The sequence below is a fragment of the Pseudogulbenkiania subflava DSM 22618 genome (assembly GCF_900177275.1).
Taxonomy (GTDB): Bacteria; Pseudomonadota; Gammaproteobacteria; order Burkholderiales; family Chromobacteriaceae; genus Pseudogulbenkiania; species Pseudogulbenkiania subflava.
The window spans coordinates 55,234-72,044 of record NZ_FXAG01000002.1; the positions used below are offsets into that span (position 1 = coordinate 55,234).

Annotated in this window: 18 protein-coding genes; 14 read left to right on the plus strand and 4 right to left on the minus strand. The window is 63.5% G+C overall.

Annotated elements, in window-relative coordinates; genetic code table 11:
* On the minus strand, positions 1-227 hold a 227-nt coding region (locus B9N72_RS21050; protein WP_159453011.1), incomplete at its 3' end, for a hypothetical protein.
* Positions 228-374: 147 nt separating this feature from the next.
* On the opposite strand from B9N72_RS21050, the gene mutY reads away from it, so the two are divergent.
* The 10 genes from mutY (at position 375) to B9N72_RS01895 (ending at position 9,733) form a co-directional block, all read left to right on the plus strand.
* Positions 375-1,415, plus strand: coding sequence for an A/G-specific adenine glycosylase (mutY, locus tag B9N72_RS01850; RefSeq protein ID WP_085274749.1), 1,041 nt, complete (start codon positions 375-377; stop codon positions 1,413-1,415).
* Between the two features lie 62 nt (positions 1,416-1,477).
* Complete coding sequence (locus B9N72_RS01855) at positions 1,478-3,679, plus strand: RelA/SpoT family protein (protein WP_085274750.1); 2,202 nt, start codon at positions 1,478-1,480, stop codon at positions 3,677-3,679.
* 354 nt (positions 3,680-4,033) lie between these two features.
* Complete coding sequence (gene rplM, locus B9N72_RS01860) at positions 4,034-4,462, plus strand: 50S ribosomal protein L13 (protein WP_008953419.1); 429 nt, start codon at positions 4,034-4,036, stop codon at positions 4,460-4,462.
* A gap of 14 nt (positions 4,463-4,476) precedes the next feature.
* On the plus strand, positions 4,477-4,869 hold the full coding sequence (rpsI, locus tag B9N72_RS01865) for a 30S ribosomal protein S9 (protein ID WP_014085984.1): 393 nt from the start codon (positions 4,477-4,479) through the stop codon (positions 4,867-4,869).
* A 124-nt stretch (positions 4,870-4,993) separates the two neighbouring features.
* On the plus strand, positions 4,994-6,037 hold the full coding sequence (argC, locus tag B9N72_RS01870) for an N-acetyl-gamma-glutamyl-phosphate reductase (RefSeq protein ID WP_085274751.1): 1,044 nt from the start codon (positions 4,994-4,996) through the stop codon (positions 6,035-6,037).
* A gap of 212 nt (positions 6,038-6,249) precedes the next feature.
* A complete protein-coding gene (erpA, locus tag B9N72_RS01875) occupies positions 6,250-6,600 on the plus strand; it encodes an iron-sulfur cluster insertion protein ErpA (RefSeq protein ID WP_085274752.1) in 351 nt (116 codons plus the stop codon).
* 57 nt (positions 6,601-6,657) lie between these two features.
* The gene (locus B9N72_RS01880; RefSeq protein WP_085274753.1) at positions 6,658-7,524 is read left to right on the plus strand and encodes a CheR family methyltransferase; all 867 of its coding nucleotides are present in this window, start codon (positions 6,658-6,660) and stop codon (positions 7,522-7,524) included.
* An 82-nt stretch (positions 7,525-7,606) separates the two neighbouring features.
* The gene (locus B9N72_RS01885) at positions 7,607-8,866 is read left to right on the plus strand and encodes a D-amino acid dehydrogenase (RefSeq protein WP_085274754.1); all 1,260 of its coding nucleotides are present in this window, start codon (positions 7,607-7,609) and stop codon (positions 8,864-8,866) included.
* Positions 8,867-8,939: 73 nt separating this feature from the next.
* Positions 8,940-9,326 (plus strand): group II truncated hemoglobin, encoded by a 387-nt coding sequence (locus B9N72_RS01890; protein ID WP_085274755.1) that lies wholly within the window; start codon positions 8,940-8,942, stop codon positions 9,324-9,326.
* A 98-nt stretch (positions 9,327-9,424) separates the two neighbouring features.
* The gene (locus B9N72_RS01895) at positions 9,425-9,733 is read left to right on the plus strand and encodes a hypothetical protein (RefSeq protein WP_085274756.1); all 309 of its coding nucleotides are present in this window, start codon (positions 9,425-9,427) and stop codon (positions 9,731-9,733) included.
* 69 nt (positions 9,734-9,802) lie between these two features.
* Here the strand turns inward: B9N72_RS01895 and folB are convergent, their stop codons facing one another.
* The gene (gene folB, locus B9N72_RS01900; protein ID WP_008953411.1) at positions 9,803-10,162 is read right to left on the minus strand and encodes a dihydroneopterin aldolase; all 360 of its coding nucleotides are present in this window, start codon (positions 10,160-10,162) and stop codon (positions 9,803-9,805) included.
* A 71-nt stretch (positions 10,163-10,233) separates the two neighbouring features.
* Between folB and plsY the strand changes: the two genes are divergently transcribed.
* The gene (gene plsY / locus B9N72_RS01905) at positions 10,234-10,878 is read left to right on the plus strand and encodes a glycerol-3-phosphate 1-O-acyltransferase PlsY (protein ID WP_085274757.1); all 645 of its coding nucleotides are present in this window, start codon (positions 10,234-10,236) and stop codon (positions 10,876-10,878) included.
* Positions 10,879-10,952: 74 nt separating this feature from the next.
* Here the strand turns inward: plsY and B9N72_RS01910 are convergent, their stop codons facing one another.
* A complete protein-coding gene (locus tag B9N72_RS01910; RefSeq protein WP_085274758.1) occupies positions 10,953-11,912 on the minus strand; it encodes a histone deacetylase family protein in 960 nt (319 codons plus the stop codon).
* 74 nt (positions 11,913-11,986) lie between these two features.
* Here B9N72_RS01910 and B9N72_RS01915 point away from each other — a divergent pair, with 74 nt between their 5' ends.
* From B9N72_RS01915 to B9N72_RS01925, 3 genes are read left to right on the plus strand one after another with little or no spacing between them, the layout of a single operon-like run.
* Complete coding sequence (locus tag B9N72_RS01915; protein WP_085274759.1) at positions 11,987-12,901, plus strand: AAA family ATPase; 915 nt, start codon at positions 11,987-11,989, stop codon at positions 12,899-12,901.
* Positions 12,861-13,835, plus strand: coding sequence for a DUF58 domain-containing protein (locus B9N72_RS01920; RefSeq protein WP_085274760.1), 975 nt, complete (start codon positions 12,861-12,863; stop codon positions 13,833-13,835). Before B9N72_RS01915 ends, B9N72_RS01920 begins: the two co-directional genes overlap by 41 nt.
* Complete coding sequence (locus B9N72_RS01925) at positions 13,832-15,781, plus strand: transglutaminase TgpA family protein (RefSeq protein ID WP_085274761.1); 1,950 nt, start codon at positions 13,832-13,834, stop codon at positions 15,779-15,781. Before B9N72_RS01920 ends, B9N72_RS01925 begins: the two co-directional genes overlap by 4 nt.
* Before the next feature lie 53 nt (positions 15,782-15,834).
* Here the strand turns inward: B9N72_RS01925 and rpoS are convergent, their stop codons facing one another.
* Complete coding sequence (gene rpoS, locus B9N72_RS01930; RefSeq protein WP_085274762.1) at positions 15,835-16,785, minus strand: RNA polymerase sigma factor RpoS; 951 nt, start codon at positions 16,783-16,785, stop codon at positions 15,835-15,837.
* Positions 16,786-16,811: the final 26 nt, after the last annotated feature.

The following is a 16,811-nucleotide window of genomic DNA, read 5'->3' on the forward strand; positions in this document are numbered from 1 at the left end:
TGGCGGCGCTCCTGCTGGCCGAAGCCTTCGCCCTCGCGGCGCGGCGGCTTGCCCTGGCCATGCGGCCGGCTATCCGGCTTCCGGTCGAAGTGCCGGCGCTCTTCCTGGCGCGGCGGCTTGCCGGCCGGGGCGTCATGGCCGGTGGTGGGAGCGGCTTGAGCCTGGCGGTCGCGGTGGGTCTGGTCGCGGCGCAGGTTGGCGCGCTGGCGGGAGCGGAAGCTGGACATGGAACATCTCGTGAAAATCAATCCCCTATTTTAAGCCAGATCGCCCTGCAGCGCTTGGAATTCCCATGCCCAATGCCGCGCTGCGTCTTGGTCGCGTCGGGGCTTTGCAGTACCATGTCCGGTTCGTTTCTCAGCAGGAAAAGCAGCATGGAAAGCGCCTTCGCCGAGCGCCTGATCGCCTGGCAGCAAACCCACGGACGGCACGGCCTGCCGTGGCAGGTGAGCGATCCCTACCGGGTTTGGCTGTCGGAAATCATGCTGCAGCAGACCCAGGTGAGCACGGTGCTGGGGTATTACGCACGTTTTCTCGAGCGTTTTCCCGACGTCGCCAGCTTGGCGGCGGCCCCGCTCGACGACGTGCTGGCGCTGTGGAGCGGGCTGGGGTACTACACGCGGGCACGGAATCTGCATAAGGCTGCGGGCATGGTGATGAGCGAGTTCGGCGGGCAATTCCCGCAGGAGCGCAGCCAGATCGAGCGTCTGCCCGGTATCGGCCGCTCCACCGCGGCGGCGATCGCCGCCTTCGCCTTCGGCCAGCGCGAGGCCATCCTCGACGGCAACGTCAAGCGCGTGCTGACGCGCTGCTTCGGCGTCGAGGGCTTTCCCGGGGAGAAGAAGGTCGAGCAGCAGTTGTGGGTACTGGCCGAATCGCTGCTGCCAAATCAAGGCATGACCGCCTATACCCAAGGCATGATGGATCTGGGCGCCACCGTCTGTACCCGCAGCAAGCCGGCCTGTACCGTGTGCCCGATGGTCGATCGCTGCATCGCCGCGCGCGACGGGCGCTGCGCCGAACTGCCGGCGCGCCGGCCGAAGAAAGTGGTGCCGACGCGGCGTACCGTGATGCTGCTGGCTGTGCACCAGAACCGCGTCTGGCTGGAGCGGCGTCCGCCCAGCGGCATCTGGGGCGGATTGCTGTCGCTGCCGGAGTTCGAGACTTCCGAGGCCGTCGACGTATGGCGGCGCGAGCGTGGCTCGGGCGACTTGTTGCCGGCCTGGCCCGAGCTGGAACACGTATTTTCGCATTTCCGGCTGATCATCACCCCGCAGCCGCTGCGTCTGGATATCTTGGACGGGCGCGTGGTGAAGGAAGAAAACGGCAACTGGCTGTCGCTGGCCGAGGCTCCCGACGCCGGGGTGCCGGCCCCGGTGCGCCGGCTGTTGCACAGGTTGGCCGAAGAGCGCTGAACCTTCAGCGTGCGATGTTGACGAAGAGGACGGCCAAGCGGCCGTCACGAGAATAGAGAATCATGGTTTCCGTAGTCCGTTCCGTAGCCGATACCCTGGCTGGCGCCGCCGATCCGCAGCGCTGGCTCGAGCACCTTTCCGCCTCGCAAAACGAGGCCGACCGCAGTGCGCTGGCCCGCGCCTTCAACAGCGCGCGCGAGCTGTACGCTGGCAAGCGTCTGACCCAGACCGGCGAGGACGTGTTCAGCCACGCCGTATCGGCAGCTGCCATCGTTGCCGACCTCGACCTGCTTACCGACGCCGTGGTCGCCACGCTGTTGTTCGCCGTGCCGGATTTCCGCGAAGACTGGCACGAATGGATGACGAACGAGTTCAACGCCACCGTCGCGGTGCTGGTGGATGGCGTCAACCGCGTGCGCCGGCTCACCGAGATCGCCCGCATCGACAAGCTCGATACCCCGGAGGAGCGTGCGCGCCAAGCCGAGACCATGCGCAAGATGCTGCTCGCCATGGTGGCCGATATCCGCGTGGTGCTGATCAAGCTCGCCTGGCGCACCCAGACCATGCACTACCTGACCGAGTGCCCCGAACCGGTGCGCCGCGCCATCGCCCAGGAAACCATGGACGTGTTCGCCCCGCTGGCCAACCGTCTCGGCGTGTGGCAGATCAAGTGGGAACTGGAAGATCTGGCATTCCGCCATATCGAACCGGAAAATTACAAGAAAATCGCCAAACTGCTCGATGAGCGCCGCCTCGGTCGCATCGACTACATCGCGCGCGTGCTCGACACCTTGCGCGGCGAATTGCGCGCCGCCGGCGTCAACGGCGAGGTGGCCGGCCGACCCAAGCACATCTATTCCATCTGGAAAAAGATGCGCAAGAAAAACCTCGACTTCTCCGAGCTGTACGACATCCGCGCCGTGCGCGTGCTGGTCGAATCGGTCAAGGACTGCTACACCGTGCTGGGCCTGATCCACAGCATGTGGCAACCGGTGCCGGGCGAGTTCGACGACTACATCTCTCATCCCAAGGCCAACGACTACCGCAGCCTGCACACCGCCGTCATCGGCCCGGAAGACCGCGTCATCGAAGTGCAAATCCGCACTTTCGATATGCACGAACACGCCGAATTCGGCGTGGCGGCGCACTGGCGCTACAAGGAGGGCGGCAAGGGCGATGCCGCCTACGAGGAAAAGATCTCCTGGCTCAGGCAACTGCTCGACTGGCGCGAGGAGGTCTCCGACCGCTCAGGCCTGACCGACGCCTTCAAGACCGAGCTGTTCTCCGACACCATCTACGTGCTGACCCCCAACGGCCGGGTGCTGGCGCTGCCCAGCGGCGCCACCGCGATCGACTTCGCCTACGCCATCCATACCGACCTCGGCCATCGCTGCCGCGGCGCCAAGGTGGAAGGGCAGATCGTGCCGCTGTCCACGCCGCTGCAGAACGGCCAGCGTGTCGAGATCCTGGTGGCCAAGGAAGGCGGCCCCAGCGTCAACTGGCTGCACGAAGGCTGGGTCAAGAGCCATCGCGCCATCGCCAAGATCCGCCAGCACATCCGGCTGCAGAACGCCGACGCGGTGCGCGAGAGTGGACGGCAGCTGTTCGAGAAGGAACTGGCGCGCCACCCCAACCTGCAGCCCAACCTGACCGCGCTCGCTGATAAGCTCGGCTTTGCGCGCATGGACGACCTCTACGGCGCGCTCGGCCACGGCGAGTTGTCCATCCGCTCCGTCGCCCAGGCGATCGAGAGCTTCGCCCCGCCGCCGCCGCCGGACATCGCCCCGGAAGACCTAGTCAAGCGCAGCAAGGGCGGGCACAACGCTGGCGGCATCCTGATCGAAGGCATCGACAACCTGATGACGCAGCTCGCGCGTTGCTGCAAGCCGGCACCGCCCGACGCCGTGGTCGGCTTCGTCACCAAGGGGCGCGGCATCTCCATCCACCGCGCCAATTGCCTCACGCTCAAGCGGCTGTCGGCGGATGCCCCCGAGCGTCTGATCGCGGCCGACTGGGGCGAGCAGAAGACCAGTGTGTTCCCGATCGACATCGAAGTGATCGCGCATGACCGCAACGGCCTGTTGCGCGATATTTCCGACGTCTTGTCGCGGGAAAAACTCAACGTCATTGCCGTGAACACGCTCTCCAAGGATCTCAAGGCGCGGATGCGTTTCACCGTCGAAGTGAGACAGGTCAACGACATCAATCGGGTGTTGTCGCATGTTCTTGATTTGCAAGGAATTCTCGAGGCAAGGCGCGTCTGATTCAAGCGTCTGTTGCAAATTTATACTGCACTGCACAAAAAATACTTGCGTAATCGATCACATATGCCGATAATCGGTACTGCATCAGGACGTTACATGCAACGTGTGCGTTTTGGTGTTGTCTCCTCCATCCTCCTTCTTAGGTGGAACTTGGCGCAATCTAACGGTTGCGCTTTTTTTTTGCCTGTCGCCAGGGCCCGGGAAAGGCGCTTCCCCCGTGCTTTGAGACCCCGCTTACCACACTTTCGCAAGCCCGCCCCACCTCGGCTTTTCTGTTGCCACACAAGGGTTTGACAGTCCCCAGGCACTGTAATAGAATCCGGAACTTTCAAGAATTTACGATGGAAGAGCTCCATGAAGACCTTTTCTGCCAAGCCGCATGAAGTAAAGCGCGAGTGGTACGTGGTCGATGCCTCGGACAAGGTGCTGGGTCGCCTCGCGGCCGAAGTTGCCCGCCGTCTGCGTGGCAAGCACAAGCCGGAATTCACCCCGCACGTTGATACCGGCGACTACATCGTAGTCGTTAACGTCGACAAGCTGCGCGTTACCGGTGCCAAGGCACTCGACAAGAAATACTACCGTCACACCGGCTATCCGGGCGGTATCAAAGAGCGTTCCTTCACCGAACTGCAGAACCAGTTCCCGGAACGTGTTCTGGAAAAAGCCGTCAAGGGTATGCTGCCGAAGGGTCCGCTGGGTTACGCCATGATCAAGAAGCTCAAGGTATACGCCGGTAGCGAACATCCGCACACTGCTCAGCAGCCGAAAGTGCTGGAATTCTGATTTAGAGGCAAAAGATGAACGGTAAATATTACTACGGTACCGGCCGTCGCAAGAGCTCGGTAGCGCGTGTATTCATGCAAAAGGGTTCCGGCCAGATCATCGTCAACGGCAAGCCGGTTGACGAGTACTTCGCCCGCGAAACCGGCCGCATGGTGATCCGCCAGCCGCTGGCTCTGACCGAGCACCTCGAGTCGTTCGACATCAAGGTGAACGTGGTTGGTGGCGGCGAAACCGGCCAGGCCGGCGCCATCCGTCACGGCATCACCCGTGCCCTGATCGACTTCAGCGCCGAGCTGAAGCCCGCTCTGTCCCACGCTGGCTTCGTTACCCGCGATGCCCGTGAAGTCGAGCGTAAGAAAGTCGGTCTGCGCAAAGCACGCCGCGCCAAGCAGTTCTCCAAGCGTTAATCCGCTGCTGGACTGGATCGAAAAAGCCACCGCGAGGTGGCTTTTTTGTTTTGTTGCGTTGGCTGGTTACTCTACTTAGACTGTCGTCTTTGCGACATTGTTTTACAGCTATGAGGAGTTGGGCATGATCAAGGTGGGTATTGTCGGTGGCACTGGGTACACCGGGGTGGAACTGCTGCGTCTGCTGGCCGGGCATCCGGCGGCACACGTCACCGCGGTAACCTCGCGCAAGGAAGCCGGCATGCCGGTGGCCGAGATGTTCCCCAGCCTGCGCGGTCGTGTCGACGTTGCCTTCTCCACTCCCGAGGAGGCCAAGCTGACCGAGTGCGACGTGGTGTTTTTCGCCACCCCGCACGGTGTCGCCATGGCGCAGGCGCGCGAGCTGCTGGAGGCGGGCGTCAAGGTGATCGATCTGGCCGCCGACTTCCGTCTGAAGGACCCCGCCGTATTCCAGCAGTGGTACGCCATGGAGCACAGCTGCACCGACCTCCTGGCCGAAGCCGTCTACGGCCTGCCAGAAGTCAACCGCGAGGCCATCAAAAAGGCACGCCTCATCGGCATGGCCGGCTGCTACCCGACCTCGGTACAGCTCGGCCTGCTGCCGCTCCTGGAAGGCGGCAAGCAGCTGATCGACGTCGACACCCTCATCGCTGACTGCAAGTCCGGTGTTTCCGGCGCCGGACGCAAGGCAGAGGTTGGCACACTGCTGGCCGAGGCCGGCGACAACTTCAAGGCCTACGCCGTCAAGGGGCACCGCCACTCGCCCGAGATCATGCAGGGCCTGTCGGCGATCCATGGCGCACCGGTCAAGCTGACCTTCGTGCCGCATCTGACTCCGATGATCCGCGGCATCCATTCCACCATCTACGCGCGCATCCGCCCCGAGGCCAGTACGACCGACTTCCAGGCCTTGTTCGAGCAGCGTTTCGCCGCTGAGCCGTTTGTCGACGTGCTGCCGGCCGGCAGCCATCCCGAGACGCGCTCGGTACGCGGCTCCAACACCGCGCGCATCGCACTGCATCGTCCGGGTAACGGCGACCTGCTGATCGTATTGGTGGTCGAGGACAACCTGGTCAAGGGCGCTTCCGGCCAGGCGGTGCAGGTGATGAACCTGATGTTTGGCCAGCCGGAAAACGCCGGTCTCGACATCGTCCCCTTGCTGCCGTAAGTACGGCGGACAGGGCAGAGCGGGCGCGTCAGCGGTCGGTTCCTGCGGTGCGCTGCAACGGGCTGTGGCGCGCTTTTTCGCCGCCGGGGATGTGGTGTGCGGCTTTTGCGCCCACCCGCCGTATTGAAAACTGGCCAGCCGGCCTAATATCCGACTAAAATAGTAGGATGAAAGCCGTGCTGACGGCATTTGTTTGTTTTGTGAGGTAAAAAATGACTGCTACGACCGAAATGCCGAGCCCGATCGTGTTCACCGACAGCGCCTGCTCCAAGGTGCGCGACCTGGTGGCGGAAGAAGGCAATCCGGACCTGAAACTGCGTGTCTTCGTGACCGGCGGCGGCTGTTCCGGTTTCCAGTACGGCTTCACTTTCGATGAAATCGTCAACGAAGACGATACCGCCATCGAGCGCGAAGGCGTCACCTTTCTGGTCGACCCGATGAGCTACCAGTACCTGGTCGGCGCCGAGATCGACTACCAGGAAAGCCTGGAAGGTTCGCAGTTCGTGATTCGCAATCCGAACGCCCAGACCACCTGCGGCTGTGGCTCGTCCTTCTCGGTATAAGCAATCCACGATAAGATAAGACCCGGGCTCCCGCCCGGGTTTTTTTATGTGGACTTCATGATCAAGCTGCCATCGATTGCCCTGCCCAAGGTCGAGTACACGCGTGAATTCGCCTTTCACGATGCCGATTTCGAACGCATCCGCAAACTGATCTACCGCGAAGCCGGCATTGCGCTGAATCCTTCCAAGAAGGACATGGTGTACGGGCGCCTGGTGCGGCGTATCCGCGAACTGAAGCTGCCCAGCTTTGCCGCCTACCTGGATCATCTGGAGTCGGTCACCGGGCAGCGCGAGTTCGAGCAGTTCGTCAACGCGCTGACCACCAACCTGACGTTCTTCTTCCGCGAAGAACACCATTTCCCCATCCTCTCCGAGCACCTGAAAAAGAAGGCGCAACAGGGAGGCGAGCTCGCCATCTGGTGCGCCGCCGCCTCGACCGGCGAGGAACCGTACTCGATCGCGATGACCGCGCTGGAGAGCGTGCCGGGCGCGCGCGTGTCGATCGCCGCCACCGATCTCGATACCACGGTGCTGGAAACCGGCCGCAAGGGTATCTACCCCGCTGACAAAATTGCACGTCTGCCGGCCGGCCATGCCGCGCGTTTTTTCGACAAGCAGGGCGACGGCAGCTACCAGGCCAAGGCCGCGTTGCGCAGCATGATCAGCTTCTCCCGCCTCAACCTGATCGACAGCAACTGGCCCTTGCGCAAGCAATACGACGCCATTTTCTGCCGCAACGTGATGATCTATTTCGATCGCGATACCCAACTGGCCGTACTGAAAAAGTTCGCGCCGTTGCTGAAGCCGGACGGCCTGCTGTTCGTCGGCCATTCCGAAAATTTTTATTTTGCCGCCGACCTGTTCAAGCTGCGCGGCAAGACCGTGTACGAGCTGGCTGCCAATGGCGCCGGCCGTTCGGTTTGAACATGCACCCGCGCCAGCCTTGCCCTCGAACCGTGCGCGGCGGGCATGACCCCCTCTTCGCTACCGTGAACGGAGCCGCACCATGAAGGTCGTGGTGTTGGGAGCGGGCATCATCGGCGTCTCGACAGCTTGGTTCCTGGCGCGTGACGGGCACGAGGTGGTGGTGCTGGAGCGGGCGCCGGGGCCTGCACGCGAGACCAGTTTCGCCAATGGCGGACAGATCTCGGTAAGCCACTCCGAGCCGTGGGCGCAGCCGTCCACTCCATGGAAAGTATTCAAGTGGTTGTTGCGGGAAGATGCTCCGCTGCTGTACCGGCCGCGCTTCGACAGTGCGCAGTGGGCCTTTGCGCTGCGCTTTCTGCGCGAGTGCCTGCCGCAGCGTGCGCACCGCAACATGCTGTGCATGCTGGCTCTGGGGCGCTTCAGCCGCGACACCTTCACGCTGATCCGCGAGGAAACCGGTATCGCCTTCGATCACTTGACGCGCGGTATCGTGACGCTGTTCGAGTCCCGCCGGGATCTGGAACAAGCCTTGCGCGCGGCCGAAACCATGCGTGAGTTCGGCGTCGACAAACGGGAGGTCTCGCGTACCGAGCTGCTGCGGATCGAGCCTGCCCTGGCCGCCAGCGCCGACCGCATTGCTGCGGCCTGCTACTGCGACAGCGATCAGTCCGGCGATATCCACAAATTCACGTCGGGGCTGGCTGCGGCCGCGGTGGCGCTGGGGGTTGAGTTCCGCTATTCCACCCGCATCAACGCCTTGTTGGCCGAAGGCGGCGACGTCACCGGGGTGTCGGTGACTCGGCCAGACGGTTACTTCGAGACGGTGAGCGCCGATGCCTACGTGCTGGCGCTGGGCAGTCACAGCACCCCGATTGCGCGCAGCGTCGGTCTCACCCTGCCGGTGTATCCCGCCAAGGGCTATTCGGTCACGCTGCCCATCCGCGAACCGGCGATGGCGCCCACGGTGGCTCTCACCGAAGAAAGCTACAAGGTCTTCATGTCGAGACTGGGGAACCGCCTGCGCGTGGCCGGCACCGCCGAACTCGCGGGGTACTCCTCGACGCTCAACCCGGTGCGCTGTGGCCTACTGGTGAAACGCGCGCGGGCGTTGTTTCCGGACGCTTGCGACTGGGAAGGGGAGGTCCAGTACTGGACCGGTCTGCGGCCCGCCTCGCCGGGCAATGTGCCGCTGATCGGGCGTACCCGCTACCCCAGTCTTTATCTCAACACCGGCCATGGCACGCTGGGCTGGACCGAAGGTCCAGGCTCGGGGCGGGCGCTGGCCGACATCATCGGTGGGCGCCGCCCGCCACTGGATTTTCCTTTTACCGGCTGCTGATGAAGCTCTGGCCTGGCTTGTGGCGCACAGGCGAGGTCGATTGCCAGGCAGCGCAACTTGGCAGGATAGAACGATGCAGGACATGACCCCCTTCCAACTGCTGGGCGGTGCCGGCGTGGTACGCTGGCTGACCGACCGCTTCTACGACATCATGGACAGCGACCCATCCGTGAAAGCGCTGCGCGATATGCACCCGGCCGACCTGACCGAGTCGCGCGACAAACTCTACATGTTCCTGTCGGGCTGGCTCGGCGGCCCCTCGCTGTATATCGAAAAGTATGGCCATCCGCGTCTGCGCGCCCGGCACATGCCATTTCCGGTCGACAGTGTCGCCCGTGATCAGTGGATGTCCTGCATGAGCCGTGCCATCGCCGAACTGGTGGTGGAGGAAGCACTGAAAGAGAAGCTGCTGGAAGCCTTTTTCAATACCGCCGACTTCATGCGCAATCAGCAAGAATAAACGAATAATTTAAGATGAAATAACTGCTTGAATGAATTTAGGGATGATCCATGCTGATATGAGTAGCGGCTTTCTGTCGACCTTGCTGGACGATCGCCATGAAATACTCGTTGTGCTGGATCATTGTGCTGTGCGGCTGTTTTTCCACGCCGGTACTGGCGAAATGTCCCGAGGGAGCGTGGATGTGCGCAACGCCGGGAGCGGCCTATGCCGGCAAGAGCGAAAGTCGGGTCGCTGCCGCAGAGACAGTGGTGTTGCGCTCGGGAGCGTTCGCCCTGGAGCGGATCGATTCTCCCGGAGGGCAAAGTCTCGATCTGCGGCCTAGCTGGCGTCTCGACGAGGACACCCGCCTGTCGCTCAAGGTCTCCAAGCATCAGACTGAGCTGCGTTTGAAGTGGCAGTGGTAAAGCACATTCGGCACAACACCGTGTGCCAACAAAAAACGGCCCGTGTGCGGGCCGTTGCCTTTGCCGAAATCAGTGCGGGCGGTGGCCGCGCTCTATCATGACCCCGACCTGTTTGACTCCCGGCAAAATGCCGAGCTTGGTTACCGAGACCTTGACCCACGGCGCGCCGAAATCCTCGCGGATGACCTTGGCGATGTATTCGGCCAGCGCCTCGATCAGCAGGAAATGCTGCTCGGCCAGCGCCTTGCGCAGGCGCTCGACCACCACGCCATAATGAATGGTATCGCCGATATCGTCGCTGTGGCACGGCACTTCGCTGGGAATGCCGATTTCCAGGTCGATCTCGATGACTTGCGGGGCTTGCCGCTCCCATTCGTAGACGCCGATGACGGTGTCGGCGCGCACCTCGCGCAAGAAGATGATGTCCATTGGAGCGCGGCAGTTGGGGATTGCCGCCTGATACCGTAAAATTCGAAGTCTTGCATTTTAGTGGATATACGATGACCACGACAGCTTTTGCTTTTCTCGTGGCGGCCTACCTTATCGGTTCGCTGTCTTTCGCCGTGATCGTCAGCCGCCTGATGGGCATGGCCGACCCGCGCTCCTACGGCTCCGGCAATCCGGGGGCCACCAACGTGTTGCGCAGCGGCAAGAAGCTGGCCGCCGTGCTGACCCTGCTGGGCGACGGCATCAAGGGCTGGGTGGCGGTGGCGCTGACGCAGTGGCTCGGCCCGCGTTATGGTCTGGGCGAGCAGGCGGTGGGCATGGCCGCCATCGCGGTATTGGTTGGTCACATGTGGCCGGTATTCTTCGGCTTCAAAGGCGGCAAGGGAGTTGCCACTGCGGTGGGCGTACTGTTCGGCTTTAACCTGTGGCTGGCGCTGGCCGCCGTGGCCACCTGGCTGTTCATGGCCGTCGTGGTGAAGATTTCCTCGCTGTCGGCGCTGACGGCAGCGGTATTGGCGCCGGTCTACGCTTTCTTCATCGTCGGGCCGCACAGCGTCTACTTCGGCAGTTCCATCATCATCGCCATTCTGGTGGTGCATCGTCACAAGTCCAACCTGATCAAGCTGCTGACCGGGCAGGAGGGCAAGATCGGCGAGAAGGCCGATGGCTCAGCCCGCAACGGATCCGGCGGGCAGTAATCGTCACGAATGAAAAAGCCGACGTAAGGTCGGCTTTTTCATGTCTGCAACGCGTAGAGGGGCCGGTCCGGTGCCTAGCCCTCCGACATTACCCGTAGGTGCGCCACCACGCTGCGCGCCAGTGCCGACAGGTCGTAGCCGCCTTCCAGCACCGAGACGATGCGGCCTTCGGCATGCTGCGCGGCCACTGCCATCAACTGCCGCGTCACCCACTCGTAATCCGCCTCCACCAGTCCCAGCGACCCCATGTCATCCTCGCGGTGCGCATCGAAGCCGGCCGAGATGAACAGCATCTGCGGCTGGAACTGGTGCAGCGCCGGCAGCCAGACGTTTTCCACCGCCTCGCGGAATTCGCGCCCGCCGCTCCCTGCCTTGAGCGGCACGTTGTGCATGTTGGGGCCGAGCGGCTGGTCGCCACAGTAGGGGTAGAACGGATGCTGGAACGTCGACACCATCATTACCCGCGGATCGTCGCGGAAGATCTGCTCGGTGCCGTTGCCGTGGTGTACGTCGAAGTCGATGATGGCGACCCGCTCCAGCTTGTAGTAAGACAAAGCATGGGCCACGCCGACGGCCAGGTTGTTGAAGAAGCAGAAGCCCATGGAGCGGTCGCTCTCGGCATGGTGGCCGGGCGGGCGCACGGCGCAGAAGGCGTTGGGCGCCTTGCCCTCGCATAGCAGGTCCACCGCTTTGACCACGGCGCCGGCAGCACGGAGCGCCGCCGGCAGTGTGCCCGCCGACATCGCGGTGTCGGGGTCGATGCGGAAGGTGCCGACCGCGGGCGCGCAGGATTCGATGTATTCGACGTAGCGGGGCGGATGGATGCGCGCCAGCTGCTGGTCGGTGACCAGCGGCGCCTCCACCTCCTGCAGGAAGTCGAACAGTTGCGACGCCATCAGTTGGTCGCGAATGGCGGTGAGCCTCTCCGGGCATTCCGGATGGCCGACCCCCATATTGTGCAGCAGACAGTCGGAATGGGTGATGTAGGCGGTCAGTCCGTTGTGCGGCAGGCGGTTTTTCAGCCAGTTGAACACGAGCGTTTCCTTGTTGCGTAGAATGGGACGCAATCTATGACTTTTTGATAAATAGTGCTCGGAACCTCCCGGAAATGCAATCTCTCGCCTTTGCTTATCGTCAACTAAATGCGTTGTTGCTCGGCAAGAGCGATGCCATCAAGCTGGCGCTGGCCTGCCTGGTCGCCCGCGGCCACCTGCTGATCGAGGATGTGCCGGGGGTTGGCAAGACCACGCTGGCACAGGGGCTGGCGCGTGTGCTCGGGCTCGACTACCGGCGCGTGCAGTTCACCAGCGACCTGTTGCCGGCCGATATCGTCGGCGTCAACATCTTCGAGCGCGAGGCCAGCTCCTTCCGCTTTCACCGTGGCCCGGTCTTCGCCCAGGTGCTGCTCGCCGACGAAATCAACCGGGCCTCGCCCAAGGTGCAGTCGGCCTTGCTGGAGGCGATGGAGGAGCGTCAGGTGTCGGTGGACGGCGTGACACACCCGCTGCCGCAGCCGTTTTTCGTCATCGCTACCCAGAACCCGCTCGAGCAGGTTGGCACGTTCCCCTTGCCCGAGTCGCAAATGGACCGCTTCCTGATGCGCATCGGATTGGGGTATCCGCCACCGCAGGCGGAGCGGGCCTTGCTGCTCGGTGAGGAGCGCCGCCGGGTGATGGAGGAACTGGTTCCGGCCCTGGAGCCGGTGCCGTTGCTGCAATTGCAGGCACAAGCCAGCCGGCTGACCGTGAGTCCCGCACTGGCCGATTATGTCCTGGCGCTGCTCCAGGCCACCCGGCAGGGGCGCCGTTTCGCACAGGGGCTGAGCCCGCGAGCCGGGCTGGCCTTGGTGGCTGCCGCGCGGGCCTGGGCCTTGCTGGAGGGGCGTGATTACGTTTTGCCGGATGACGTCAAGGCAGTGTTTCCTGCCGTCGCTGGCCATCGTCTGACGACCGCGCAGCCGGGGGGAGGGCCGGTGTCGGACGATGAGCTGGCCGCGTTGGTGGCGGGCGTTGCGATTCCGTAACCACCTGCAGGCCTGGCTGGTACGCCGCCTGCCGCCTTCCGCGCAGTGGACGCTGCGTCATCAGCGCATCTACCTGCTGCCGACCTCGTTCGGCTGGATGCTGCTTGGGGTGGCATTGGCAATCTGGGTCGGCGCTCTCAATTACGCGGTCAGTCTGGCCTATGCCTTGTCCTTCTGGATCATCGGCCTGTTGCTGGTGTCGGTGCTGATGGCGTATCGGCAGCTGGCGGGGCTGACGCTACAGGCGGGGACGGCCGACCCGGTGTTTGCCGGCGAGGTGACGCACTTTTCGGTACGGCTGGACAATCTCTCCAGCTGGCCACGGACCCTGCAAGGCCACCTGGTCGGGAGTACCGGACGCGCCCCGGCTTGCCCGTTGCCCCCCCACTCCAGTGTTTGGCTGTCGTTGCCACTGGCCACCACGCAGCGCGGCCTGCTTGCGATGCCGGCGTTGGCTCTTAGCAGCGACGTCCCGTTCGGACTGATCCGGGCGTTTGCCTATGTCCGTTTGCGGCAGCAGGCACTGGTCTATCCCGTGCCGCAGCGTGATGTGCTCGGTCTCCGGCAAGGAGTGAGCGGGGAGGGCGAGGCGGTGTCGACGGCGGGAGACGACGAGTTTTCCCATTTGGCGGCCTATCGTGACGGCGACACGCCGCGCCAGATCGCCTGGAAAGTTCTCGCCCGACGCGATGTCTTGACGAGCAAGCGCTTTGCCGGTGTGGCGGCGGGTGGCTGCCGCGTGCTGGACTGGCACGACTATCCGCTTGGGGACGATGTCGAGTCGCGGCTGTCGCGGTTGGCCTGGCGTGTGCTGGAGTGCGAGCGTGAACAGCACTGCTACCGGCTGCGCTTGCCGGGCACGGAGGTTGGTCCCCAGCCCCATCAACGGGAACAGGCATTGGCGTTACTGGCCCGCTACGGAGAGGCATCGTGACCGGGAGCGATGCGCTACGGCGGGTGCTGCCGGTGTTTCTCGCACTGGCGGTCACCGCCGCTCCCTTGGCGCGCTACCTGCCGGGCTGGGTGGTGGGCTTGTCGGCGGCAATGCTGCTGGCACGGGGCCTACTGCTGTGGCAGCAACGCCAATTGCCGCCGCGCTGGCTGGTGGCGCTGGCCGTGGCGGTGCCGCTGGTGCTGCTGTGGCTGACCCTGCGCACCCTGATCGGGCGTGAAGGCGGCAGCGCTCTGCTGTTGTTGCTGGTCGGCTTCAAGGCTTTCGAGACCTTCAGCCTGCGCGACTGGCGGGTGTTGCTGGCGTTGGGGTTTTTCCTGGCGGCGACGCCCTTGCTGTTCGACCAGTCGCCCCTGGCGGCCGGCTGGCTGGTGCTGAGTCTGTTTAGCCTGACTTGGGCGATGGCGGCGCTGCACGGTAAGCAGCCGATCTTCGCCAGTTTGCGGGCCACGCTGCAGGCCTTGCTGCTTTCCCTGCCGCTGATGCTGGTACTGTTCGTGGTGATGCCACGCCTGCCTGGACCGTTGTGGAGCATTCCGGCGGCGAGCGCGACGGCCAGCAGCGGGTTGGCCGAAGACATGGCTCCGGGCAGCATCAGCCAGCTGATCCCCAGCAATGAACCGGTTTTTACTGCCGTCTTTGCCGGGGCTGCGCCGCCACGGCACGATTTCTACTGGCGGGTGATGTTGTTCGACCAGTTCGATGGCCGCCGCTGGTTCAATGCCGGAGCGATAGATGAATCCGGAGGCCAGGTGCGGGGGGGATACCCCGTCAGTTACACGCTGACGGTGGTGCCGGACAAGGGGAGAGTGCCCGTCCTCGACCTACCGGGGGAGGTGGCGGAAGGGTTGCGGGAGCGCGCCGGCATGGTCTGGCAGCAGCAGCGTCCCAGCGACACCCGCATCCGCTACCGGGCCGGCAGCCGTACCGGCGCCCTGTTGCTGGAGCCCCTCGATGCCTCCCATCTTGCCTACTACCGCCATCTGCCGGCCGGCAATGAACGCACGCGCGCCCTGGCGGCTTCGATACGGGCGCGCAGTCAGGGCGATGAGGGCTATATCCGGAGCTTGCTGGAGCATTTCCGCCTGGAGAACTTCCGCTATACCCTGTCCCCGCCTCTGCTGGAGGGGGACATCGTCGACCAGTTCCTGTTCCAGACGCGGCAGGGGTTTTGCGAGCATTACGCCTCGGCGTTCGCATTCCTGGCTCGTGCTGCTGGCATTCCCAGCCGCGTGGTGGTGGGGTACCAGGGAGGAGAATACAATCCTGCGGGTGGCTACTGGCAGATTCGTTCTTCTGATGCCCATGCCTGGGTCGAGGTCTGGCTGGCCTCGCGCCAGAGCTGGTGGCGTGTCGATCCAACCGCGGCGGTGTCGCCGGACCGTATCGAGCACGGCGTAGAACAGGCGGTACCGGCGGTGCGCACCGCAGTGCCGATACTGGGTGGACAACCTCCCGCCTGGATCATGGCTCTGCGTCAGCACTGGCTGGCTGCCAACTTTGCATGGCAGCAATGGGTGGTCGGCTATGATGCCGGCCGGCAACGCTCGCTGTTCCGCTCGTTGGGCCTGGGGTCTGAGGTCGACACCGCCGCCGTACTCAAGGGATTGTTGCTTGGCGCCGTGCTGATCTTGCTGCCGCTCTGGTGGTGGTGGCGTAGCCTGCCACCACGCGAGCCCTTGCTGGCGGGGTGGCTGCTGCTGATGCAGCGCATGCGGCGGGCAGGGGTGGTGGTGACGTCGGCGGATACGCCGGCCGAGCTGCTGCAGCGCGGGACGTCATTGGGCGAAGCCGATCGCGAGCAATTGGCGGCCCTGCTGGATGCCTACGTCGGCTTGCGCTACCGTACCCGGGAAGAGGCGGCACCGCTGGCTGCTCGGAGCTGGCTCAGGGAGGTGAGGCGTTTTCATCCGTCGGCGAGGCGCTGAATGGCAAAACCCCGGTGCCCCGGGGTTTTTATCTGTTGCACTTGGTGACCCGCTTACAGCAGCAGGTCCTTGCCAATGCCCTTGCGACGCAGGATGCGGCGCAGTTGCTCCAGGCCTTCGATCTGGATCTGGCGCACCCGCTCGCGCGTCAGGCTGAGGGTGCTGGCCAGTTCCTCCAGCGTGCAGATTTCATGGCCATTCAGGCCGTAACGACGCTCGATCACCATGCGCTGCTTGTCGTTGAGCTGGGCCATCCACTCGTGGACGAAGTTTTCCAGCTGGGTATTGTGCAGCTGGATTTCCGGCTCGTCGTGCTGGTCGTCCGGGATCGACTCCCCGATCGACAGCATGGGGTCGATGTCCAGTGGAGCATCCAGCGAGGCCATCCGCTCGTTGAGGTTCATGACCCGGCGCACGTCTTCCACCGGCTTGTCGACCAGTTGAGCGATTTCCTCGACGCTGGGTTCACGCCCGATCTGGCTTTCCAGGTGGCGCGAGGCGCGCAGGTAGACGTTGAGTTCCTTGATGACGTGCACCGGCAGCCGGATGGTGCGCGACTGGTTCATGATGGCGCGTTCGATGCTCTGGCGTATCCACCACGTAGCGTAGGTGGAAAAACGGAAGCCGCGCTCGGGATCGAATTTTTCCAGCGCATGCATCAGCCCGATATTGCCTTCCTCGATCAGGTCGAGCAGGGCCAGGCCGCGGTTGATATAGCGTTTGGCAATGTTCACGACCAAGCGCAGATTGTGCTCGATCATTTTCTGGCGCGCTTCGAAATCGCCTTGCACCACCAGTCGCGCCAAGGACTGCTCCTCCTGAGGGCTGAGCAGGGCATTGTTGCCGATATCGTTCAGGTAGATCTGGGTGACGTCGGCAATGTCGTCATAGCCGGATGCGGCTTCTTGTACCTCTTCACTGTCGGCTTCCGCGACAGTGTCGTCGCTAGCCTCTTCATCCGCGGCAATGTCGTCGTCGTCGAGAATGTCCAGGTCGTTGCTCATTTCTACCCCCTTCGCTGTGATCCGAC

What these genes read in the sequence shown, in the direction of transcription:
- mutY (WP_085274749.1), top strand. Translation starts at nt 375, where the DNA reads ATGGAAAGCGCCTTCGCCGAGCGCCTGATCGCCTGGCAGCAAACCCAC.
- B9N72_RS01855 (WP_085274750.1), top strand. Translation starts at nt 1,478, where the DNA reads ATGGTTTCCGTAGTCCGTTCCGTAGCCGATACCCTGGCTGGCGCCGCC.
- rplM (WP_008953419.1), top strand. Translation starts at nt 4,034, where the DNA reads ATGAAGACCTTTTCTGCCAAGCCGCATGAAGTAAAGCGCGAGTGGTAC.
- rpsI (WP_014085984.1), top strand. Translation starts at nt 4,477, where the DNA reads ATGAACGGTAAATATTACTACGGTACCGGCCGTCGCAAGAGCTCGGTA.
- argC (WP_085274751.1), top strand. Translation starts at nt 4,994, where the DNA reads ATGATCAAGGTGGGTATTGTCGGTGGCACTGGGTACACCGGGGTGGAA.
- erpA (WP_085274752.1), top strand. Translation starts at nt 6,250, where the DNA reads ATGACTGCTACGACCGAAATGCCGAGCCCGATCGTGTTCACCGACAGC.
- B9N72_RS01880 (WP_085274753.1), top strand. Translation starts at nt 6,658, where the DNA reads ATGATCAAGCTGCCATCGATTGCCCTGCCCAAGGTCGAGTACACGCGT.
- B9N72_RS01885 (WP_085274754.1), top strand. Translation starts at nt 7,607, where the DNA reads ATGAAGGTCGTGGTGTTGGGAGCGGGCATCATCGGCGTCTCGACAGCT.
- B9N72_RS01890 (WP_085274755.1), top strand. Translation starts at nt 8,940, where the DNA reads ATGCAGGACATGACCCCCTTCCAACTGCTGGGCGGTGCCGGCGTGGTA.
- B9N72_RS01895 (WP_085274756.1), top strand. Translation starts at nt 9,425, where the DNA reads ATGAAATACTCGTTGTGCTGGATCATTGTGCTGTGCGGCTGTTTTTCC.
- folB (WP_008953411.1), bottom strand. Translation starts at nt 10,162, where the DNA reads ATGGACATCATCTTCTTGCGCGAGGTGCGCGCCGACACCGTCATCGGC.
- plsY (WP_085274757.1), top strand. Translation starts at nt 10,234, where the DNA reads ATGACCACGACAGCTTTTGCTTTTCTCGTGGCGGCCTACCTTATCGGT.
- B9N72_RS01915 (WP_085274759.1), top strand. Translation starts at nt 11,987, where the DNA reads ATGCAATCTCTCGCCTTTGCTTATCGTCAACTAAATGCGTTGTTGCTC.
- B9N72_RS01920 (WP_085274760.1), top strand. Translation starts at nt 12,861, where the DNA reads ATGAGCTGGCCGCGTTGGTGGCGGGCGTTGCGATTCCGTAACCACCTG.
- rpoS (WP_085274762.1), bottom strand. Translation starts at nt 16,785, where the DNA reads ATGAGCAACGACCTGGACATTCTCGACGACGACGACATTGCCGCGGAT.